General features: G+C 39.6%; 22 protein-coding genes. 3 read left to right on the forward strand and 19 right to left on the reverse strand.

The features are described 5' to 3' along the window. Positions 1-609: 609 nt before the first annotated feature. Positions 610-2109: a lysine--tRNA ligase gene (lysS, locus tag CD33_RS02340; RefSeq protein ID WP_176400138.1), complete on the reverse strand. Its 1500-nt coding sequence runs from the start codon at positions 2107-2109 to the stop codon at positions 610-612. 337 nt (positions 2110-2446) lie between these two features. Here lysS and CD33_RS02345 point away from each other — a divergent pair, with 337 nt between their 5' ends. After that, entirely contained in the window at positions 2447-2926 is a 480-nt protein-coding gene (locus CD33_RS02345) for a DinB family protein (protein WP_036197809.1), read from the forward strand. 49 nt (positions 2927-2975) lie between these two features. Here CD33_RS02345 and dusB read toward each other — a convergent pair whose 3' ends face one another. From dusB to folP, 4 genes are all read right to left on the reverse strand, one after another. Continuing rightward, positions 2976-3986 carry a tRNA dihydrouridine synthase DusB gene (gene dusB / locus CD33_RS02350; RefSeq protein WP_235863408.1) on the reverse strand — a complete coding sequence of 337 codons (1011 nt, stop codon included), beginning with the start codon at positions 3984-3986 and terminating at the stop codon, positions 2976-2978. A 77-nt stretch (positions 3987-4063) separates the two neighbouring features. Continuing rightward, complete coding sequence (folK, locus tag CD33_RS02355) at positions 4064-4576, reverse strand: 2-amino-4-hydroxy-6-hydroxymethyldihydropteridine diphosphokinase (protein WP_036197813.1); 513 nt, start codon at positions 4574-4576, stop codon at positions 4064-4066. Beyond that, complete coding sequence (folB, locus tag CD33_RS02360; protein ID WP_036197815.1) at positions 4569-4940, reverse strand: dihydroneopterin aldolase; 372 nt, start codon at positions 4938-4940, stop codon at positions 4569-4571. The genes folK and folB overlap by 8 nt, the downstream gene beginning before the upstream one ends. Positions 4941-4962: 22 nt before the next feature. After that, positions 4963-5826, reverse strand: a complete 864-nt coding sequence (folP, locus tag CD33_RS02365) for a dihydropteroate synthase (protein ID WP_036197817.1) — start codon at positions 5824-5826, stop codon at positions 4963-4965. Positions 5827-6069: 243 nt separating this feature from the next. Between folP and CD33_RS02370 the strand changes: the two genes are divergently transcribed. Next, the gene (locus tag CD33_RS02370; RefSeq protein ID WP_036197819.1) at positions 6070-6345 is read left to right on the forward strand and encodes a hypothetical protein; all 276 of its coding nucleotides are present in this window, start codon (positions 6070-6072) and stop codon (positions 6343-6345) included. Between the two features lie 149 nt (positions 6346-6494). On the opposite strand, the gene cysK is transcribed toward CD33_RS02370, so the two are convergent. The 8 genes from cysK to CD33_RS02410 form a co-directional block, all read right to left on the reverse strand. Next, positions 6495-7424: a cysteine synthase A gene (gene cysK, locus CD33_RS02375; RefSeq protein WP_036197822.1), complete on the reverse strand. Its 930-nt coding sequence runs from the start codon at positions 7422-7424 to the stop codon at positions 6495-6497. A gap of 126 nt (positions 7425-7550) precedes the next feature. Then, a complete protein-coding gene (locus tag CD33_RS02380) occupies positions 7551-8504 on the reverse strand; it encodes a peptidyl-prolyl cis-trans isomerase (protein ID WP_036197824.1) in 954 nt (317 codons plus the stop codon). Beyond that, positions 8485-9369 (reverse strand): Hsp33 family molecular chaperone HslO, encoded by an 885-nt coding sequence (gene hslO, locus CD33_RS02385; RefSeq protein WP_036197826.1) that lies wholly within the window; start codon positions 9367-9369, stop codon positions 8485-8487. The genes CD33_RS02380 and hslO overlap by 20 nt, the downstream gene beginning before the upstream one ends. 18 nt (positions 9370-9387) lie before the next feature. Then, positions 9388-10158 carry a type III pantothenate kinase gene (locus CD33_RS02390; RefSeq protein WP_036197828.1) on the reverse strand — a complete coding sequence of 257 codons (771 nt, stop codon included), beginning with the start codon at positions 10156-10158 and terminating at the stop codon, positions 9388-9390. A 339-nt stretch (positions 10159-10497) separates the two neighbouring features. Further along, positions 10498-12552: an ATP-dependent zinc metalloprotease FtsH gene (ftsH, locus tag CD33_RS02395; protein WP_036197830.1), complete on the reverse strand. Its 2055-nt coding sequence runs from the start codon at positions 12550-12552 to the stop codon at positions 10498-10500. Between the two features lie 136 nt (positions 12553-12688). After that, positions 12689-13231 (reverse strand): hypoxanthine phosphoribosyltransferase, encoded by a 543-nt coding sequence (gene hpt, locus CD33_RS02400; RefSeq protein WP_036197832.1) that lies wholly within the window; start codon positions 13229-13231, stop codon positions 12689-12691. A 187-nt stretch (positions 13232-13418) separates the two neighbouring features. Beyond that, positions 13419-14846, reverse strand: a complete 1428-nt coding sequence (tilS, locus tag CD33_RS02405; RefSeq protein WP_235863410.1) for a tRNA lysidine(34) synthetase TilS — start codon at positions 14844-14846, stop codon at positions 13419-13421. A gap of 39 nt (positions 14847-14885) precedes the next feature. Beyond that, positions 14886-17279 (reverse strand): SpoIIE family protein phosphatase, encoded by a 2394-nt coding sequence (locus CD33_RS02410; RefSeq protein ID WP_036197834.1) that lies wholly within the window; start codon positions 17277-17279, stop codon positions 14886-14888. Positions 17280-17516: 237 nt separating this feature from the next. Here CD33_RS02410 and CD33_RS02415 point away from each other — a divergent pair, with 237 nt between their 5' ends. Then, positions 17517-17699 (forward strand): hypothetical protein, encoded by a 183-nt coding sequence (locus CD33_RS02415; protein WP_036197835.1) that lies wholly within the window; start codon positions 17517-17519, stop codon positions 17697-17699. A 180-nt stretch (positions 17700-17879) separates the two neighbouring features. On the opposite strand, the gene CD33_RS02420 is transcribed toward CD33_RS02415, so the two are convergent. The 6 genes from CD33_RS02420 to yabN all read right to left on the reverse strand — a co-directional run bounded on the left by CD33_RS02420 (position 17880) and on the right by yabN (position 21679). Further along, positions 17880-18323 carry a S1 domain-containing RNA-binding protein gene (locus tag CD33_RS02420; RefSeq protein WP_036197838.1) on the reverse strand — a complete coding sequence of 148 codons (444 nt, stop codon included), beginning with the start codon at positions 18321-18323 and terminating at the stop codon, positions 17880-17882. 199 nt (positions 18324-18522) lie between these two features. Next, positions 18523-18939, reverse strand: coding sequence for an FtsB family cell division protein (locus tag CD33_RS02425; protein WP_036197840.1), 417 nt, complete (start codon positions 18937-18939; stop codon positions 18523-18525). Between the two features lie 44 nt (positions 18940-18983). After that, positions 18984-19481 carry a spore cortex biosynthesis protein YabQ gene (yabQ, locus tag CD33_RS02430; RefSeq protein ID WP_140422982.1) on the reverse strand — a complete coding sequence of 166 codons (498 nt, stop codon included), beginning with the start codon at positions 19479-19481 and terminating at the stop codon, positions 18984-18986. Continuing rightward, a complete protein-coding gene (yabP, locus tag CD33_RS02435; RefSeq protein WP_036197841.1) occupies positions 19478-19777 on the reverse strand; it encodes a sporulation protein YabP in 300 nt (99 codons plus the stop codon). The genes yabQ and yabP overlap by 4 nt, the downstream gene beginning before the upstream one ends. Positions 19778-19918: 141 nt before the next feature. After that, positions 19919-20209 (reverse strand): RNA-binding S4 domain-containing protein, encoded by a 291-nt coding sequence (locus tag CD33_RS02440; RefSeq protein WP_036197843.1) that lies wholly within the window; start codon positions 20207-20209, stop codon positions 19919-19921. Next, entirely contained in the window at positions 20210-21679 is a 1470-nt protein-coding gene (gene yabN / locus CD33_RS02445; protein ID WP_036197845.1) for a bifunctional methyltransferase/pyrophosphohydrolase YabN, read from the reverse strand. Positions 21680-21681: the final 2 nt, after the last annotated feature.

A 21681-nucleotide genomic window follows, 5' to 3' on the forward strand; every position in this document is an offset into this window, starting at 1 on the left:
AAGAAACGATTTCATTAACGTTTTGTTGTTCAGTTTTCAAGGTTCATACTGTAACTATCACTTAGATAGCAACTCTTATATTATACACATCAACAACTCAGTTGTCAATACTTTTTAAGACAATTACTTATCGTTGTCAAACAGCAACTTTCATATCTTACCACTTCCGTATATCACTGTCAATAAGTTATTTACGAAAGGCTTTTACTTCTTGTCGCGTTTTAGCGACTTTAATAATTTATCATCTTTTATTATTACATGCAAGTGTTTTTCTGAAAAACCTTTAATTCTTTTTCTTTCACAAAATTTTATTATTTTACAAACAGTATTATATCCACTATTAATACTTATTATAACAATATCGAAAAAGTAAAATGCTCCTATCTATAATACTAATATAATCTTTATTCTATTGGTTATATATTTTTTTCATACCCTATAACAAATAGAGGCTTATTAGTCACCCATTTTAGCTAACCATTTTGCCTTCCCGCTAGTTTACATGTAAAAAAGAGTCGAAGTGCACCCTGCACTCCGACCCTCACTTATCAATACCCCCCATTAACGGGGTGCTTTGTTCTTTGTCGCTTATTGCTGTATTACCTTTGATTAGTCACGGTGACGCATTGTTGGGAATAGTAATACATCACGGATGGATTGGGCATTTGTCAGCAGCATGATTAGACGATCTATACCGATACCTAATCCACCTGTTGGCGGCATACCATATTCCAATGCTTCTATGAAGTCGTTGTCCATATCATGCGCTTCATCATTACCAGCTTCTTTTTCAGCTAATTGAGCTTCAAAGCGTTCTCTTTGATCGATTGGGTCATTTAATTCAGTAAAAGCGTTGGCGTGTTCACGGCGCACGATAAATAACTCGAAACGGTCAGTGAAGCGTTCGTCTTCAGGGTTTTTCTTCGCTAATGGCGAGATTTCCACTGGGTGGCCATAAATGAATGTAGGTTGAACCAATGATTCTTCAACTTTTTGTTCAAAGAATTCATTAATGATATGCCCAACCTCGTGTACTTCTTTAATTTCTACACCATGCTCTTTCGCCAGAGCTTGTGCTTCTTCTTTCGTCATCTGCTTCCAGAAGTCTACACCCGTTGCTTCTTTAACGGCATCCACCATGTGCAGTCGTTTCCAACCTGGAGCAAGATGGATTAGATCATCACCATATTGAATATCAGTAGTACCTAATACTTCTTGTGCTACATGAGCAATCAAGTTTTCCGTAAGCTCCATAATATCGCGGTAATCTGCGTATGCTTCGTACAATTCAATCATTGTAAACTCAGGGTTATGACGAGTTGAGATACCTTCGTTTCGGAATACACGTCCAATTTCGTAAACTTTTTCAAGTCCCCCGACGATTAAACGTTTAAGATGTAATTCGATTGCAATACGCATGTATAATTCCATATCCAGCGCATTGTGATGTGTAATGAACGGACGCGCCGCTGCACCACCGGCAATCGTATGCAACATTGGTGTTTCAACTTCTAAATACCCATGGCTATCCAAATAACTGCGGATGGCACGAATAATCTTAGAACGTGTTATGAATGTTTTTTTACTATCTGCATTTGTCATTAAATCTAAATAACGTTGACGGTAGCGCTGTTCTACGTCCTGCAGCCCGTGGAATTTCTCAGGCATCGGGCGTAATGACTTCGTTAAGAATGTAAACTCCTCCGCCTTCACGGATAGCTCACCCACTTGAGTACGGAATACATTCCCTTTAATCCCTACAATATCACCTAAGTCCGCTTGATTAAATAAATCATATTGATCGTCCCCGACATGGTCTTTACGAACGTAGATCTGGATTTGTCCGGCTAGGTCCTGAATATGGGCAAAGCCCGCTTTCCCTTTTCCTCGTTTAGTCATGATTCGTCCGGCAATGACCACTTCACGTAAGTTTTCTTCTAATTCTTCTTTTGAAAATTGATCAAACTGCTCAACAACGTCACTTGATAAATGTGTACGTTCGAAACGGCTGCCAAAAGGGTCCATTCCGTTTTCACGTATATTCGTCATCTTTTGGCGTCTCACCAAAAGCTGGTCGTTTAATTCCTCAATGTTTGACACGTATTTCACTCCTTGTTTTGTGCTTTTTTAGTAGAGACAAACCTTATCGTCGGTTTATGAGGGAAACTAATTTCCAATGGAAAGCGTCCAGATCCCACTGCAGCCATTACTTAACTGTAATTGCTTGCATTCCACCAATAGCGTTCATTTATCCATAATGTACCTATTGTACACAATTTCCGCACTCTAATCACCTCTTTCGATTCATTTTGTTCCGTTTTTCGAATGTTTTATTTTTCTGAATTTTAAGGGGAGGCGGCTTTTTTTTCTTTTCCAAGTTTATTTATTCCTATATTGAAGTATAAATATGCTAAAATTTCCACATTAGCGAGAAAGGAGATTGATTATGTATCGAACTTTAAATGATTTTGTTTCAGAATGGGAAAAAAACTGCAGAGGGACATTAGCGATTTTCGAATCGATTACAGATGAGAAAAAACATGTGGCGATCGTTGAAGGGCACAGCTCATTGGAATCTTTAAGCTGGCATTTAACAACATCGCCTGCCTATTTCATGGGACAGGTGGGACTTTCTCTTGAGGTTGAGTTAAATCCTAAAAGTACCCCAGCCACAATCAGTGAGATTGTGAGTATCTATAAATCTACTAGCGACAATGTTGTTAAAGTGGCAAAAGAAAATCTATCTGATGTGAAGCTTTTAACAGAGGTGAATAGTCATGGGCGACCAACGCCTATTGGGGCTCTCCTTAGGGTGATGGTAGATCATCAAACACATCACCGTGCTCAAATGCAGGTGTTGCTTCGCCAAGCAGGGCTACCTGTTCCCGGTGTTATGGGACCGACAAAGGAAGATTTGGCTAAATAAATCAATAAAGGGCATCCTCCTATCAAAATGTGATACAAGGATGCCTTTTTTATATCGCTTGTGCTTTTTGTTCTGCTAATTCCATCACGACGCTTTGAAGTACAGATCGCAATTCAGCCGCTGTTTCCATTTGGTTAATCATATTCCGGATTTTGCCGTTTCCGCGAATCCCTTTTAAATACCATGAAGCATGCTTACGCATTTCACGGACAGCTACCACTTCTCCTTTAAGCTGCATTAAACGTTCAAAATGAAGTAAACATACATCCATTTTTTCACTTACTGATGGTTCTGGTTTTAATTCCCCAGTTTCCAGGTATTGCACAGTACGGTAAATCATCCATGGATTACCCAGTGCAGCGCGTCCGATCATTACCCCATCCACACCAGTCTCATCCAACATACGTTTTGCATCTTGTGGTGTCTCAACATCGCCATTTCCGATGAGTGGGATACTGATATTTTTCTTCACTTCTTTGATAATTTCCCAGTTTGCTTTTCCTTCATACATTTGCACACGTGTACGTCCATGCATGGCGATTGCTGCTGCTCCAGCACGTTCTGCCGCTTGAGCATTTTCGACTGCGAAAATATGATCGTCATCCCAACCAATACGCATTTTCACACTTACCGGTTTATCAACTGCACTCACAACAGCAGATACCATTTCATAGATTTTATTGGGATCTAGAAGCCATTTCGCTCCGGCTTCGCATTTAATGATTTTATTTACGGGACAGCCCATGTTGATATCAATTATATCGGCATTCGTATTTTTATCAACGTAGCGTGCTGCCTCCACAAGCGTCTCTTTATCACCACCAAAGATTTGCAGAGAAAGCGGATTCTCACGCTCATCAATATAAAGCATATCCAACGTTTTTTTATTGCGTTGAACCACCCCTTTATCACTGATCATTTCTGCATATACTAAACCGGCGCCGAATTCTTTTACTGTTAAACGGAAAGCCGAGTTGCATACTCCAGCCATTGGCGCTAATACAACACGGTTATCCAACACGATATCACCGATCTGAAACGGCTTATTTGGTGTAGTCAAGATGTTCTCCTCCTCATCGGAAGTTCAAGCTTCCCTTTAAAAATTTTTTCTAAATATCACAGAAATTTAGTGTATAGCTATAAGAACTCATCCATACTATTTATGGATTTCCATTTAGTAATACCTTCCGCCATAAGATCCATGCGTTCCAGGCAGGATTTGGCCATTTCAAGATGTGGTGTCCGAATGTTTTTTGTAATTTCCAATAGGGGAACCAATACAAAAGCTCGTTCAAACATTCTAGGATGCGGAACAATTAAGTGCTTAACTTCAATATTGTCGTTATTATAAAGTAGAATGTCAAGGTCTATAATCCGGGGCCCCCATCTTACCTCACGCACTCGACCCAGCTCATTTTCAACTGATTGGCAGATTCTCAGCATATCCATGGCCGAATACGTTGTTTCGATAGATAGAGCGATATTTAAAAATGAAGGCTGGTCAACATAGCCAACAGGAGCAGTTTCATAGATGGAAGAAACTGCAGTTACACTTACATTCTCTGTATCTTGAAGAAGCCGTACAGCAAGCTTTAAATTTTGTTCCCGATCGCCTATGTTGGTACCCAAAGACAAATAAACATTATTCATAAAAACGCCCCCGCACAATTTCAATGGCCACTTCTTTATAATGTCCCGGGATGGGAGGGTCAGGTTTAATCACTTCAACCTTGCAGCCGTAAACTTGTCCTTCGTAATTCTCCAGTATCTTCGCAGCAATGTTTTCGGCGACGGCCTCTATTAACTTGTATGGTTTCCCTTCTACCACCTCTTTACAAATATCATAGACACCCACATAACTCACCGTATCCTGAAGGTCATCACTTTGCCCTGCTTTTTGGATATCAACAGCCAAAGATACAGTAGCTCTGAACCTTTGCCCAAGTGCATTTTCTTCCGGTAGAACGCCGTGATAGCCATAAAATTGCATATCTTTTAAATGTATATAATCCATATTTCATTCTTCTCCTTAAGTATCAGTGTCTGGAAGGCAATTCATCATTCACCTTGAATTTCCCCATTAATGCATCAATCATCTTAACGGTGCGCGCCACTTCCTTCACATCATGGACGCGAACAATATGGCACCCTTTCATTACGCCAAAAGCACAAGTTGCAGCTGTTCCTTCAACACGTTCATCCAGTGGCAGATTGAGAACGGTGCCTATCAACCTTTTTCTGGAAGTCGCGAGTAATACAGGGTAGCCCATCGCGACAAGTTCTTCTAATCGCTGCATCGTCTCAATGCTTTGCTGGAGGTTCTTTACAAAACCAATCCCTGGATCTAAAATAATATGGGCTTCTGGCACACCGGCTTCCTTCACAATATCTATACTTTTTTGGAGATCCTCCATATAATCCTCAAAGTAATTATTGTAGGACGCTTCCTCCCGATTATGCATTAATATAATGGGCACATTGAATTCAGCTGCTACGTTCGCTATCTCCGGGTCGCCTTTCGCCCCCCATATATCATTAATCATATGAGCACCAGCTTCTACTGCCGCTCTTGCAACCGATGATTTATATGTATCAATCGATAGTATGGCCGGCACCTCCTTCAACAAAGCTTCTATGACAGGCACGACCCTCGCAATTTCTTCCTCATCCGAAATCCGTGTATACCCTGGGCGCGTTGACTCCCCGCCGATATCGATAATCTTGGCACCATTTGCAACCATCTCTTTAGCATGTTGCACAGCCCTATTAACCGAATTAAACTTTCCGCCGTCTGAAAATGAATCAGGGGTCACATTCAATATCCCCATGACTATTGTTTCTTTTTTATAATCGAGTTCTATATTATTTAGTTTTAATGGTTTTTGATATTTTGAAAGCATCGCTTACCCTCTCTTCATAGTGTTTTTAATTATACTTTTAGGAAATACTTTTTGAAGAAAATATTTCCCGAGGAATTTAGATAAATGCTTAGGCTCAGAGTCATTTTACCATCAATTTGCGAAAGATAATTCGTAACTGCATAAGTTTAGAGTAAAATCTTGATTTGTTCATAGTCTTCCTTCTTACACAAGAAATTTATTGCGGCATATGATGCATAGAGTTATTTTTTAGGAGGCTAAAAGATGAAAAATAATAATAACAGTGATAACAAAACGCAAAGCCCCAATATAGAAAATCAAGCTGCTGCACTTGCGGTAATTGCCGGTTTATTTTCAACTTTGGGAGAAGGAATTGCAACAATCTCCACTGCCCTCGCATTGCAAGAAGTCCAACAAAACAATCAAGAACGAGATTATAAAAAGGTTAATATTGATCTGAAAAACATAGAAAAAAAGATTGATAACTTGGAGAGAGAAATAATCCAGATTAAAAAAATACTTCTTAGCAAACGATCTTGATTCACGTGGAGCGCTTGTTAATGTTGTTTATTCTAAATGGTAACTTAGCCGATTTGTAGATCGACACTACGCTTCATATTCAAAAAAGGAATTGCATCAAAACAAAAGGGCATTACCCGTTAAGGTAATACCCATATTAGTTAAATTAATTAGTCTTCAAAATTGTAAAGAGCCGTGGATAGGTAGCGTTCTCCGTTAGATGGAACGATTGCCAATACATTTGAACCTTTGCCAAGGCGCTTAGCAGTTTCAATTGCTGCGTAAATTGCAGCACCTGAAGAGATACCTACAAGAATTCCCTCTTCACGACCTGTTTTACGGGCCACTTCAAAAGCTGTTTCGTTATCTACAGGGAAAATGGAAGTATAAATTTCCGTATTTAAAACTTTCGGTACAAAGCCAGCACCGATTCCTTGAATTTTGTGTGGACCCGGATTACCTCCTGCAAGCACTTGGGAGTCTTTTGGTTCGACAGCAATAATTTCAATTTCAGGATATTTTTCTTTTAAAACTTCGCCCGCACCAGTAATCGTACCACCCGTTCCGATACCCGCTACAAAAGCATCCAATTTAAGACCATCAAATGCCTCTACGATTTCTGGTCCTGTTGTTAATCGGTGGACCTCCGCATTTGCTTGATTTTCAAATTGCTGTGGCAGGAAATAGCCATTTTCTTGCGCAAGACTTTCCGCTTTTGCAATCGCACCTTTCATTCCTTCTGGACCAGGTGTCAATACTAATTCAGCACCGTAAGCACGTAATAATTTACGACGTTCAATGCTCATTGTTTCAGGCATTACTAAAATGGCACGGTAACCTTTGGCAGCTGCAACCATTGCCAAACCTATTCCCGTGTTACCAGATGTAGGTTCGATAATTGTACCACCCGGTTTTAAAGTGCCGTCTTTTTCTGCTGCTTCGATCATAGCCAGAGCAATACGGTCTTTTACAGAACTACCGGGGTTGAAAAATTCTAATTTTACATAGACATTCCCTTCGTTTTCCCCTGTTGCATGGTTTAACTTTACGATTGGTGTTTGCCCTACTAACTCCGCAACTGAATTGACTAATTTACTCATATCTTTTCGTCCTCCCCTAAATACCTACTATGTTTATAGGTTTTACCTATTTAGTATATTAACAATTTAAGATAGTTTATGTCAACAAAATCGAATTAAATATTTAGAATATTTCAGAAAATACAACTAGGACTCCCCATAGAACCACGTAGCATTAAATTCTTTCCAGAAAGCCTCAGGCGTAATCGAAGTCGGCAATTGCTCCAGGGATAGTACCCTTTTAATATGCCCTTTTACTTCTTCATATGTAAACGACTTGCCATCATTAATTTCTTTAACATAGATGATGCCATAACGACCATCATTCATTACAAATGGTTCACTTACATCACCGGTGCTAACCTCTTGGACGGCTTGCGGTATGCTAGTGTCTATGTTATTTTGTGATACTGTGATAAATCCAATATCCCCTCCCAAACTTGCCGAGGTTGTATCAAGGGAACGTTCTCGTGCTAAAACAGAGAAGTCTGAACCTTCTTCCAGTTCATTTTTGACGCTTTTCGCTTCTTTCTCTGACTCTACGATAATGATGCTTGTTCTATAAGTAGTCGGAATGTTATAAAGCGATTGATTATCCTCATAGTAGTTTGCTATTTCCTCTGCATCTGTTATAACATCTTTTGTTAGGACTTTTTCAAGGATTAACTGGGCACGTACCTTCTGTCGCAGTTCTTCGTCAGTTAGTTCTTGGATTGTTGAGTCTGTTTTATCTTGCGCAGACCTCATCAGGGCAATTTCCAAGTCTATCTCATCTTCGCTCACCTTAATATCATACTCTTTAGCGGCATTTTCCATAACCGCTTCATTCACTAGGGTTTGCAGCGTCTCTTTACCATATCTGCTTTCCATCGCCGCCATCCAGTCCTGGCGTGTTATCTTTTTTTCGTCAACGGTAGCGACAATTTCGTCGCCACCATTCTGTTCTTTCCCATCCGGCCATATCCATAGGATGAACCAAAGGATATTGCCTGCAAAAAGGAGTGCTAGTAGTGTCAAGGTTGGTTTAGTTTTTAGTCTTCGCTGTGTAAGGGGCGTTTGGTTCGCTGTTTGGTTGGAATAATTATTGTGCTTGGATTTCATTGATGAAACCTTCAAGCTCTTGTTGATCGAAATGATATTTTTCCAAACAGAAGTGACATTCTGCTTCCGCTCCACCATCTTCATCAATCATTTCCTGAATTTCCTGAACACCCAGGCTGATGACTGCTACACCAAAACGCTCTTTTGAACATTGACATTTAAACTGTACCGGAGATTTACTAAGTACTTGGACATTATTATTACCTAAGACTACTTCCAATATTTGCTCTGGGGATAAACCTCTTTCAATCATCTTTGAAACAGGCTCTATGTTTTGCAATTGTTGTTCGATTTTAGAAATGGTTTCCTCATCACATCCTGGCATTAATTGAATAATAAAACCACCCGCTGCCAGGACGCTATTATCCGGATTAACAAGTACTCCTAATCCAACGGATGAAGGAACTTGCTCAGAAACTGCAAAGTAGTAGGTGAAGTCCTCTGCAATCTCTCCTGAAACGATAGGTGTTTGACCGGAGAACATATCACGTAATCCTAAGTCTTTTACGACTGTCAGCGAGCCTTCCGTTCCTACTGCACGACGAACATCCAGCTTTCCAACACTATTTAAGTCAAAATGGACTTGAGGATTCGTAACAAAACCACGCACTTCCCCTTTAGCATTTGCATCAATGATCATCGGACCAATTGGACCATTTCCTTCAATTTTTACAGTTAGTTTTTCCTCACCTTTTAGCATTGCGCCCATCATAACAGTAGCTGTCATAGAACGGCCTAATGCGGCTGTTGCAGTTGGCCATGTATTATGTCTCTTCTGAGCTTCACCTACCGTCTCCGTTGTTCTTGCTGCAAAGGCACGGACGTTCCCATTAAATCCCAGCGCCCTAATTAGGTAATCATTCATGAAGTTATTCCTCATTTCTTATTGGTTTTTATTATAAATAACATGAAGGCCTTTTAAGGTTAATAAATCATCTACAATATCAATAGCCGTTGTTTCACTGGCTATTAACTTTGCCAAGCTTCCCGTAGCCACGACGAGAGGTTGATTCTTACTATTTTCCGTCATACGACTGACAATTCCTTCTACCTGACCTACAAAACCGAAAATAATCCCTGATTGCATGGCGGAAATTGTATTTTTCGCAATTACACTTGGTGGGCGGGTGATTTCCACGCGCGGCAATTTGGAAGCTCGTGAATATAGTGCTTCTGTCGATATAGCGATACCTGGTGCAATCGCTCCTCCCAAGTAATCACCCTTTTCATTTATATAGCAATAAGTTATGGCAGTGCCAAAATCGATTACAATCAATGGACTTTTTCCGCCATATTCCTCAATGGCGGCAACAGCATTCACGATTCGATCCGCACCTACTTCCCGCGGATTTTCATATTTAATATTTAACCCATTTTTCACTCCCGGACCTACTATTAACGGTTTGATTTGCAAATATTTCCGGCACATCTCTTCTAAAACATAGATGATTGGTGGAACAACGGAAGATATAATCACTCCTTTAATCTGCTCAAAGCCAATTTGGACATGTGAAAAGAACATTTTCACCTGCATCGCATATTCATCTTCCGTTTTGTGACGATTTGTTTCCATTCGCCAATGATGCTTTAATTTATCTTGCTCAAATATTCCCAAGGCAATATGGGAATTGCCTGCATTTAGCACAAGAATCATTTAATCACGCCTATTTATTTAGTCTAATTTTTAAAAATAATACCACATTACGGGCAAACTTATATAGTCATAACAATTATACCAACAATGTGGAACTACTTCCTTTGTTTTGGTTATGACAGGTAACAATTTAATTTGGCAAGGTTATTTAATTTGAAGTATACATTGTGAGCTGACGAGCTAAGCACCCGGGAATTTGCACAATTGAGATTTGGGATTTAGTACAATTCTTCCGCGAAATGCTGTGTCTATAAAATACAAAAAAACTGAATGAGTATAGCCATAGCATACTCATTCAGTCCAAAAACATTTATTTGATTTTAATTACTTAAGGAATTTTTACTTTTCCCGATCTTCCTTGATTCCGTCTGTTAATTGAGTGGAATCTTTTTCTTTAGGTAGATCTGTTATTGCAGGATCTTGTTTTTGACCGACAATTTCCTTTTCTAACGATGTATTGCCTGTAGTTTCTATTGCTAATTCTTTTGAATCGGGGCTTTCAGAGTTTGCCTTTGATAATTCAATTGCAGAATCTTCTTCAACTTTAGAATAATCAACGCGTTCCGGGAGTTTCCCATGGTCTCTTAAATGCTCAATTTGGCCGGCATCCAAAGTTTCAACCTCTAGCAATGTTTCAGCAATAAGCGTTAATAAATCACGTTTTTCCGTTAGAATTTCTTTTGTGCGGTTATATTGATCCACGATAATTGATTGCATTTCTTTATCTATCTCGTAAGCAATAGAGTCGGAATAATTTTGTTCCGAATTAAAGTCACGACCTAGGAATACGTTACCGCCTTGGCTTGAACCAAATTGCATTGGTCCTAGTTTATCGCTCATCCCGTATTCTGTAACCATTGAACGAGCAATGCCGGTAGCACGTTGGAAGTCATTATGTGCACCTGTTGACACTTCACCGAATGTAATGTCCTCGGCAACACGACCTCCAAGTAATCCAGCGATTTTATCCAATAATTCAGGTTTTGTCATAAAGTAACGATCTTCCTTAGGAAGCATTACAGCATAACCACCCGCTTGACCTCGCGGAACAATAGTTACTTTGTGCACCTTCTCTGCTTGGTCGAGTGTTAACCCGACAACTACGTGACCAGCTTCATGGAAGGCAACAATTTTGCGTTCTTTTTCCGATATTACACGGCTTGATTTGGCAGGACCAGCAATAACACGGTCTGTTGCTTCATCAATATCCAACATATCAATCTTTTTCTTATTTCGACGAGTGGCAACGAGGGCTGCTTCGTTCAATAAGTTTTCTAAATCCGCACCCGAGAAGCCCGGTGTACGTTGAGCAATTGCTTTTAGGTCCACATCATCACGCAATGGTTTATTACGCGCGTGTACTTTCAAGATTTGCTCACGACCTTTAACATCCGGTCGGCCAACCGTAATTTGACGGTCAAAACGTCCTGGACGAAGTAATGCTGGGTCTAAAATATCTGGTCGGTTTGTAGCAGCGATAATGATGATTCCCTCATTTACACCGAAACCATCCATTTCAACAAGCAACTGATTTAGCGTTTGTTCACGTTCATCGTGACCGCCGCCAAGACCTGCTCCACGTTGACGACCGACTGCATCAATTTCATCTATAAAGATAATACATGGTGCATTTTTCTTCGCATTTTCAAATAAGTCACGGACACGGCTCGCACCGACACCGACGAACATTTCAACGAAGTCAGAACCCGAGATCGAGAAGAATGGTACGCCAGCCTCACCAGCAACTGCACGAGCAAGTAATGTCTTACCTGTCCCTGGAGGACCAACGAGCAAGATTCCTTTTGGAATACGTGCACCCATGTCGGTAAATTTACGATGGTCTTTTAAGAAGTCTACTACCTCTACTAGTTCAGCTTTTTCTTCATCCGCACCAGCGACATCGTTGAATCTTACTTTTTTCTTTTCAGTATCGTATAACTTCGCTTTACTTTTTCCGAAGTTCATCACTTTATTGCCGCCACCTTGAGATTGACTCAATAGGAAGAAGAATAAAATGATAATAATGATGAACGGGATAATACCTGTAAAGAATTGAACCCACCCGCTAGTTTCAGGGGCCTTTAGCCAATTAATATTCGGATTATTTGCCGTTGTTTCATTAATCTTAGTCATTAAAGCTTGGTTATCCTGCGGAAGATTAACAACGAAGGTTTTCCCTTCTTCATAACCTGTTAATTTCCCTTCTACTACAAGTACTCCCGCATCGGGTTGAATATTTGCATTTTCAACCTTCCCTGCATCTAAAGCCTCTAAAAACTCATGATACGTTAACTCTTCAGAATTGGTATTTCCTCCATTAAAAGTTCCAAAAATACCGATAATCACGAGAAAAATTAATAAGTAAAATATGGTGTATCGAAATATTCGATTCATCCCCAGCCTCCTCACAACATAACAGAAAAACTATAAGTAAAATCTTATCATACCATTATTTTTTCATACAACGAAAAGCACCGGTAAAATTCACAATTTACAAATTTTGTTGAAAATTATTCAAAAGTGTAAATTATTAGAAGGAATACACTTCTTTTTTTAGGATGCCGATGTACGGTAAGTTACGATATTTTTCTGCGTAATCTAATCCATATCCAACTACAAAACCATCTGGTACTTCGAAACCGACAATATCGGCTTTTAAATCCACTTTGCGCCCCGAAGGCTTATCCAAAAGTGTGACGATTTTAATTGTTTTTGCTTTGCGATACTTAAATAAATCTACTAGGTAGCTTAGTGTTAGGCCGCTATCAATAATGTCTTCAATGATGATTACATCACGACCTTCTACACTTGTATTCAAGTCTTTTAGAATCTTTACTTCCCCTGAAGATACCGTTGCGTTGCCATAGCTCGATACATCCATAAAGTCAACTTCAATATATGATTCAAAACGCTTCATTAAATCTGTCATAAAAGGGACAGCACCTTTCAAAACACCAATCGCTAGCGGGAACTGTTCTTTATACTCTTCAGTTAATTGAGCTCCTAGTTCTGCTATTCTTTCTTGGATTTGTTCTTCCGTTATTAGAATTTTTTCGATATCATTTTGAATCATGGTAGTTCCTCCTTGAATTTTCAAACACCCTTAAAACAATCATTCTGTATATACCCTTTAAAAATGTGTTCAATTGCCTGAAACTTTAATCGTTTTTATCTTACTATATATGAAAAGTATAAACACTTTAGCATAACGCGCTATACGCTGCTTAAAGAATATTCATTTCATTACTATTTATAATAACTTATTTTGACGAAAAATCGTTACTATTTGCACTTTCAATGATCAGAACCATATCATCACTTTCCCGTCTGATGCTTGAAAGCGTTTGACTCACCCTCAACCCTAAGGCCGCTAGTACTTGATTTTGTGCATCCACAAGTATTGGCCATTGCGCTCGTTCTTCTAATGGGATTTTTTCGTCGATAAATAGCCTGGACAATCGTTTTGGGTCTTTCATCCCTTTTAAAGAAATGCGATCGCCATCTGTCCGAGTCCTTACTAGAAGCGGGATAGTAACCAAATCTGAATTAAAGAAATACTTGCTTACATTCCGACCCTTTTCACGTACAACATTTGAGGCTTCTCCTATGTATAATCGAATGCCATTTCGCAGTTGTGTCCATTCCTCCAACGATATCGGTTGATGGGGAAGGTTATCATGACCAAAGTTTGTTGAATTCTCAAATAGTACTTCTTCATAATTTCGCCTAGCTATGAATTGTTCTGGCAAATGAAGACTGGCACTCCCATGGGAAGAACCACACAAACCAAGGATTGAGGAGATAAGTGTATAACTATGGTTGAAATGAAAACTATTGTAAAGATAGTTTAATAGTATTAAAATGATCCTCCTTTGTAAAGCAACTGGTTCTTTTTGAAATAGAGGAATGTTGAGTGTATATGACTGTTTTCCATTTTCTTTGACAATGTGGGGAAAACGCTCCAGGGCAATTACTCGTAATGCATCATCATCTTGCTGTAAATTCTCAGCAAACTGTACTGCATGGGAAGAAACATTCCTATTTTCATTTTGCAATAGGGGTACGATGTGATGACGAAAACGATTACGTGTGTAATTATCTTTTGCATTACTCGCATCTTCCCGATACGAGCCTCCCCTCTCTTGTAAATATTCCCTAATTTCTCTTTTTGTAACCGCCAAAAATGGCCGAATAATTTCACCAACGGAAAACTTCCTCTTAGCATATATACCTTTCATGCCACCAATTGTCCCTGCCTTAGTTAAGGCCATAAGGATCGATTCCAATTGATCGTCCGCATGATGAGCAGTCACCAGCTTCTGAATGTCATTTACTTTCATCAACTCTTCAAAGTATGTGTAGCGCTCCCTACGGCATATCGCTTGGGAGTTTCCTCCTTCTTCTTGGAGTATCTGAGGGATGGGAATTGAGGTACTGAAAACAGGGATATTATTTTGATGACAAAATTGTTCTACAAATTTCCGATCTTCAAAAGATGTCTCTCCTCTTAACATATGGTCTACATGGGCAACAAATAATCTAATTCCGAAAATATGTTGAAACTTCATAAAAAAATGTACTAAGCCCATGGAGTCAATGCCGCCTGAACAGGCAATGAGAAGACGGTCGCCTTTTTCGATTAGCTGCTGTTCAATCATAAACTTTTGGACCTTTAACTCTAATGACACATCTTCTCACCTCTTATTAAATCATTATTCACTTACCGATTATGATATCTCCTTGCTTAAAGGGCTAAACCCTGCCCATTTCGGGACGACATGGTTGACTGTAAACATAATAACAGTGCAATCATCATCAACCGGATAAACCTCTCCAAATTGCTCCATGACATCATACAAAATCACTTCAATGGGCATATCATTTTGGATGCGCATCTTTAATAACTTCACCAAATACTTTTCTTGTTCTTCCCAATCAAACTCACCCGAGAATACACCATCTGAAACCATGACGACAAAGTCATCTGCGAGCAAATTCACTTTTTCCGTCTCAATTGAAAATACTGGCATAAACCCTACAGGTGCTGCTGCTCCATCTACTTTCAATAGCTTCTCGCCACGCAATATATAAGTCGACATGCTTCCAGCTTTCCATGACCAAAGCGAGCCCTTTTGCAGATCAACTAATGCAAAATCTATCGTTGCATACATGTCTACTTCCCGGTTTAGAGACATAACATAGTGTAAAGTATGCATCGCTGTTTCCGGATTCATATTATAGCTTAAGCATTCTCTCATCAAACGCACTAAACGGCGACTTTCACGCTGCGCTTCCCTGCTTTGTCCCATACCGTCCGATAACATGACCGCAACAAGACCTGGATGTATATGGAAAATTGCATGGGTATCCCCAGAAACCCAGGCTGAATTTTTTGCTCTACTATATATATCATACTCTATTTCATAACGAACGGCTGAGCGAAAACGTATTTGCACGTGAGCAAATGGATTTTTCTGATCCGAGATTTTCTCCACTTGAAATGGCTCTGCAAAAACATCATATAGAATCGGTAAAACGATTCGTTCACAAAGCATATACTGGTCTTCGTGAGTCCGATTCTTTTGTGCAAAAGAACAAATCACAACTCGTTCCCCGACGGTATTGTTTAAGACATCAATCTGGAAGCATTGTACCTGGGCACGTTTAAATTGCTGCTCCAATTCCTCCTCTATCGTTTTAAACGAAAGCGTTTCGTCCCTCATATCCTCCATTAATTTATTTAAGTGATTGCTTAGATCGCGAAGTTGGAGGGCAATCATTTTTTTGCCGTGATAGAATTGGCCATTCATCTTATCCGTATAAAGTTGATGATCCAACTCCTCCAACAACCTTGTTGATTTCACACACTGCGCTTTTATACGTTTTTCAGCGCGGATCTGCTCCGATTCCTTGACACCCGCCCTTGCTACAAACCAATCTTGGATAATGGGTTCCATCGTATTTTTTGTCCCCCAGCAACTATCATATCGGAAGCAACTTAGGCACGTTGCGCTAGGTTCAACTTTGCTGGACTCATTTATCGTTTCTGTCGATGTAAAACGGTCGAATACTAACTCCTTCATAAATAAAACAAAGTTTTGAAAGGATTCCAGCTTCTCTGTCGTATGTTCCGTCAACCACTGCTGCCGTTGAAGCAGCACTTCATCCCGTTTTGGGTGAATTGCATCATAGAGGAATGCGACCATACTTTTGGGTAATGCAAAGAACACGATTCCCGCAATAGCAATAGAAACAAAATACACATTATCCAAAGGCAGGGTTGCATCGTAAAAGAAAAAGAATACACTTGGAATCAAGCTTCCGATCACAACCCCAAATCGGCCTATCTTGCTAAATAGTCCAGCCACAACTCCCGTCATTGCATATACGGAAATCATGCCAGTGAAAGATAATTTTGCAATGCCTACCAATGCTCCGACTATGGTTGCCACCATCGCTGCAATAGGAACACCACCAGTAATAGCAGCAATACAGATTGCTAGATGCAGCAGAAACGGATACAAACCAAAATAAGAAACAACCACGGATTGTACTCCCGTCAGCACCATGGCCAAAATAACCAGCCCTGCCCCCACCCGTTCATAGCTCCATCCCGCAGCCCAAAACCGGTGAGGCTGCACTAAAAATAGATTCATAAAAATTGTCATTAAAAATGCCAGTATAACTTCATAATAAATATACAACTGAACAATTAACGGCGGTATCCCCATATGGGATATTCCCTGCCACATAAATTGCCCCAAAAAGATGGCCAAACTGACTGAAATACCGATCGGCAGTTTCCAATACTTAAAGCGGGTAAACGCTTCATATAGCACAAGCTGCAAACCTAAAATAAATACCTGCCCCAAACTTAAGCTCAGCGCTCCTATTAAGCCTCCAACTAGTACTGCCCACTTCTCATTTTCATATCTTTGTTTGACAATTGCCCAGAGAGGCAATAAAAACGGAACGGCCGCTTCAAACATTACTGCCCTTGATAGAAACAATGCCAAAAACAAAAAGAAAATGTGTATCAAGAAACTAGATTTCTTAAGAGCGAAACTTCTAAATAAAGTTAGCCCCGATGTCTTTTCACTGATCATCTCAATATTTGCCATTATTTACAGCCCCTTATTTAATAGTGTTAGCGCCTATTATATAAAAGAGTTTCCATAAAATTTGTCTAGTAGTGAAATAATAGAAGAAAATCGTTCGACGTAATTACTGATAAGACAACAATACGAGATAGGTGTCATCTCATTGGAAAAAGGGGAGGGGTACTACTTTATTTCAATGCATTTGAAGGATAAACTGACAATATAGATTATGTAGTACAATTTCGGGGGAATTTTATCATGTTTAATAGCTTTAGTTTTCTTGCTCTTTTATGTTCCACTGGCTCGATTTTAGTCGTTTTAGGTATCATTTTAACAATCCCTGCTATCTGGCAGCTTCTTATGCTTATTGTCGGCCTTATTCTTTGCGGCATCGGCATCTTCTGCATTTCGAAAATCCTGTTGAGCGAAAAGGGAAAGTAAAAGGAAAACACCCTGTACCAAACTCGTCGCTAGAAGAATGGAGGGACTTTGTCTGTACTGATATTACGATAAGCCGGCACTTTCCTCTTCCACAACAAAAAAAGCTGCTGGGGGAGTTTCTCCCACAGACAGCCTTTATCTATTCAACACTTTTTCTACGCTTTAAAAACAGACAGCAAACTACCCTCTTCTAGCTCCACGGCCACCGCGTTTCGACTCAGTTGCACGTTTTAAAGTTGCAAGACGTTCGTCACTATCTTTTAGGAATCGTGCCATTTTTTGCTCAAAGTTCTCTTTTGTTGGACCATTTCGATCATTTGAACGATTGTTATCACGACGTGGACGATGAGGACGTTCAGGACGCTCAGGACGTTCGGGTCTTTCTGGTTGAGGCTTTGCTTTACGGATTGATAAGCCAATTTTACCATCCGCTTCAACATTCATCACTTTTACTTCAACAACATCCCCTACTTTAAGATGTTCGTTGATATCTTTGACATAGTTGTCTGCAACTTCACTTATGTGAACTAGGCCCGTTTTGCCATCTGGCAGCTCAACGAATGCTCCAAAATTTGTGATTCCTGTTACTTTACCTTGTACTTTGCTGCCTACTTCAATTGACATAAAAAAAATGCTCCTCCTTAAAATTTAAGCGGCTATAAAAGCCAGTAATCAAATTTAGTGTAACGTGCAATAATTGATTCACGTTTATCTTTTATTATAGCCAACAAAAAAAGAGTGTCAACAAGACAACTCTTTTTCTATCACTCGAAACCCACTTTTCGGTTTGAACATTACCGATTATTTACCGCTCCATCTGGAGTTAATTGGAATCATTACCAGATTTCATATCCTTATGTTCGTCATCTGGGATAGTAAAAATAATCTCACCATTATCAGATAAAAAGTACTCTTTACGAGCTAATTTTGCGATATATTCATCATCTTCCAGTTTCGTTATTTGTAGGTTTAACATCTCTTGCTGTTCTTTAACTTCATCTAATCTTGCCACAACTTCTTCTTTAAGCAGTTGCTTTTCAGCCAGACGTTTGTTTTGTGCCAAGGATGTGCTTATTAAAAAAACGAGAATCACTGAAGCAAGCAAACCGAATACGAGTAACCTTCTTCGAGTTCTCACTTTTTGCCTCTTTGAATATTGTGCATGTGTTTCAGTTGACCGGACATAGTCATTTTTAAGCGTTCGAACATTATTAAATTGTCGTGTTTGACGCTTTGCCATATCCGTCACCTCCAAAAGTCTGTACATTCTATTATACTTCTATTTCAACTTTTTTTAAAGATAGTCCTTCTAACTTTTGTATAAATTTTTTTAAAACGGGTTTTGAGGAATTTATTATATATTTTGCGAAATGGCAGCAAGATTATCAAAATAATGCGTAAAACCAGTTTGATTGTACCAATGACAATACTTTTTATCAATTTGATGATAGCGATAATAGGCTTAATTATAAGGAAAATAAAGACTCGTCCAATAAAACGGAAATACGGCTGAAACACCGATTCATACAAGAAGATACCCAAAATTTGGGCCAATGGGTCGACTAAACGCCATTCTCCACCCTTAATAGTAAATAAAATATAAAATGTTAGGGCACCCAGAAGTGCCCAAACAATCAGCTCTACTCCATATCCCATTCTTCTTAAGATTGATTTTTGACTTAAAGCGCCTAGTGAATAGCGTGTACAATCAACAATTGCACCAACCAGTAACCCACTAAGCGCCATGATCAATATACTTACAACCTGTTCATTTATGGTCATCCAAATAATTTATGGAGGAAGCCTTTTGATAACCCTGAATCTTCATCGTCATATTGTACTAGTTTTACATTTCCTTCTAATGTTAACAACCCTTTATCGACGTCTAAATGGACAATACGTAATTCCTCACCACGGATTAGTAAATGACCCTGAGCTGTTCGGATATAGAACTCTTCTTGGTCAAAACGCTCAATTTCCTTTACAGAAGTCATGTCCATTCTTTTTCGATTGCGCACTGTCACAAGATGGTCACCAGATGTCATAGTGTAACGATTACTTTCTTGATGTAGCGTCATATCGTTCCTCCTTCGCTTGTTTGTGTTTGTTCTGTTCACTTTATGCTGAAACTAAAAAAAGCATGACAACTATTTTGTTGCCATGCTCTAGAAATTTAATATTTTAATTCTCATAATTAAATTTCATTAAGATGTTTCACTCTATTCTTCATCATCAATAAATTGAGGTTCTATTTTATCAAGCTTTTCCTCTTTAAGAATTGTAAACATATTCATTGCATCTTCTTTGCGCACATTTTCTCGTAGATCTTCTACCCGAGCTGTGACAACCTTCTGTCCGAAACGTATTGCAAGCTCATCCCCTATCTTCACGGCGGATCCGGCCTTTGCCACTTTCCCGTTGATCGTAATTCTGCCTTGATCTGCTACTTCTTTTGCTAACGTACGTCTTTTAATCAATCTCGACACCTTTAGAAATTTATCAATCCTCATTTATTCATTCTCCCTTTTTTCCAGTTCTTTTGCTTCATTCCAAAATGCATCTAATTGCTCCAAAGTGAAATCACTAAAGGCAAGCCCGCTTTCCTTCACCTTTTGCTCCACATGATGAAACCTGCGGGCAAACTTTTCATTCGCATGAACCATCGCTTCTTCCGGGGATATTTTATAGAATCGTGCTATGTTGACCAGAGTAAATAAAACATCTCCGAACTCATCCAAACGGGTTGCGGAATTCCCCTTTGTTACTTCTTCTTTAAACTCGGTCCATTCCTCCAAAAACTTCTCCCAAGCCCCTTCTTCGTTTGGCCAATCAAAGCCTACGGAAGCTGCTTTTTTTTGATAATTAAAGGAAGTCAAAAGGGAAGAAGATGCTCTATACTCTCCTTTAAGCAGGATTTCCGTTTGATGCCCTTTTTCCTGTTGCTTGATGGCATCCCAATTTTCCACCACTTCGTCCGCGTCCTGGACAGAGACATCGCCAAAAACATGAGGGTGTCTTCTGATCATTTTCTCGCTAACAGAAGCCAACACTTCTTCTAAGTTAAAGTACCCATTATCTTCGCCGATTTGAGCATGCAGGAAGATTTGCAGCAGTACATCCCCCAGTTCTTCTACCATCCCGAAGTCATCTTCCGCATCTATCGCAGCCAAAAATTCATGTGCTTCTTCCAATAAATACTTTTTCAGGCTTTCATGGGTTTGCTTTTGATCCCAAGGACAGCCATTCGGTCCTCTTAGAGTTGCGATAATCCTCCTAAAGGTAGTCCAATCACGCAAGGCATCCATGTCACTTTCTACAGGCGGCACATAGATTGTCGTTAGATTATTTATATCCACCGATTGATCCAGCTCGAACAAAGGTACGGTCGTTAAACGCTCCAAGGTAGAACCTGCTGCAGTTACAACCGTAACCGGGTAATCATCGCGATATTTCTCCATCAGTGAGAGCTTGACTTCCGATGCACTAAACGCATCATACACTTGGGCTATTAGTACATGCCCGCGCATGTTGACATCATGGATGGAGAAACTCGTACCATCCAGTAATTGAAAGCCTTCAATTGGATCGATTTTAAGGGCACCGAAAATGGGATCTAAAAAGCTCTGGCCCCCTTCGATACTCAAGTCGATTTCCCCTTCCTTTTCCGCCTCGATCAATAGCTGTATCGTTTGTTCCGCAACCAACGGATGTCCCGGAACTGCATACATTACAGGTTCCAGTTGTACAGCCGCTATTAGTTGCGCCGTGATTTCTTCATAGACTGGTTGAAATGTACCATGTTTTTCGTAAACAGCATCAAAACTTTCAAATACAATACCTTCCTCCTGCAATTCGCTAATAACAGGGTGATCCATTGTTCGAACATAGATTTTTTTGGCTGATTTCAATTCTTTATATACGCCCATTTGCAGTTGACTAAGCTCCGCCGCACCTAGGCCGATAACTGTTAACTTGTGCATAT

Source organism: Ureibacillus sinduriensis BLB-1 = JCM 15800, assembly GCF_000772955.1.
Taxonomy (GTDB): domain Bacteria; phylum Bacillota; class Bacilli; order Bacillales_A; family Planococcaceae; genus Ureibacillus; species Ureibacillus sinduriensis.

Bases quoted from the DNA above. Each gene is read 5' to 3' on its own strand.
- CD33_RS02380 (WP_036197824.1), bottom strand. From the start codon at position 8,504: ATGAAATCCAAGCACAATAATTATTCCAACCAAACAGCGAACCAAACG.
- CD33_RS02415 (WP_036197835.1), top strand. From the start codon at position 17,517: ATGTTTAATAGCTTTAGTTTTCTTGCTCTTTTATGTTCCACTGGCTCG.
- hslO (WP_036197826.1), bottom strand. From the start codon at position 9,369: ATGAATGATTACCTAATTAGGGCGCTGGGATTTAATGGGAACGTCCGT.
- CD33_RS02370 (WP_036197819.1), top strand. From the start codon at position 6,070: ATGAAAAATAATAATAACAGTGATAACAAAACGCAAAGCCCCAATATA.
- yabP (WP_036197841.1), bottom strand. From the start codon at position 19,777: ATGACGCTACATCAAGAAAGTAATCGTTACACTATGACATCTGGTGAC.
- CD33_RS02425 (WP_036197840.1), bottom strand. From the start codon at position 18,939: ATGGCAAAGCGTCAAACACGACAATTTAATAATGTTCGAACGCTTAAA.
- folK (WP_036197813.1), bottom strand. From the start codon at position 4,576: ATGAATAATGTTTATTTGTCTTTGGGTACCAACATAGGCGATCGGGAA.
- folP (WP_036197817.1), bottom strand. From the start codon at position 5,826: ATGCTTTCAAAATATCAAAAACCATTAAAACTAAATAATATAGAACTC.
- folB (WP_036197815.1), bottom strand. From the start codon at position 4,940: ATGGATTATATACATTTAAAAGATATGCAATTTTATGGCTATCACGGC.
- hpt (WP_036197832.1), bottom strand. From the start codon at position 13,231: ATGATTCAAAATGATATCGAAAAAATTCTAATAACGGAAGAACAAATC.
- CD33_RS02345 (WP_036197809.1), top strand. From the start codon at position 2,447: ATGTATCGAACTTTAAATGATTTTGTTTCAGAATGGGAAAAAAACTGC.
- cysK (WP_036197822.1), bottom strand. From the start codon at position 7,424: ATGAGTAAATTAGTCAATTCAGTTGCGGAGTTAGTAGGGCAAACACCA.
- yabN (WP_036197845.1), bottom strand. From the start codon at position 21,679: ATGCACAAGTTAACAGTTATCGGCCTAGGTGCGGCGGAGCTTAGTCAA.
- CD33_RS02390 (WP_036197828.1), bottom strand. From the start codon at position 10,158: ATGATTCTTGTGCTAAATGCAGGCAATTCCCATATTGCCTTGGGAATA.
- yabQ (WP_140422982.1), bottom strand. From the start codon at position 19,481: ATGACCATAAATGAACAGGTTGTAAGTATATTGATCATGGCGCTTAGT.
- CD33_RS02420 (WP_036197838.1), bottom strand. From the start codon at position 18,323: ATGTCAATTGAAGTAGGCAGCAAAGTACAAGGTAAAGTAACAGGAATC.
- CD33_RS02440 (WP_036197843.1), bottom strand. From the start codon at position 20,209: ATGAGGATTGATAAATTTCTAAAGGTGTCGAGATTGATTAAAAGACGT.
- CD33_RS02410 (WP_036197834.1), bottom strand. From the start codon at position 17,279: ATGGCAAATATTGAGATGATCAGTGAAAAGACATCGGGGCTAACTTTA.
- ftsH (WP_036197830.1), bottom strand. From the start codon at position 12,552: ATGAATCGAATATTTCGATACACCATATTTTACTTATTAATTTTTCTC.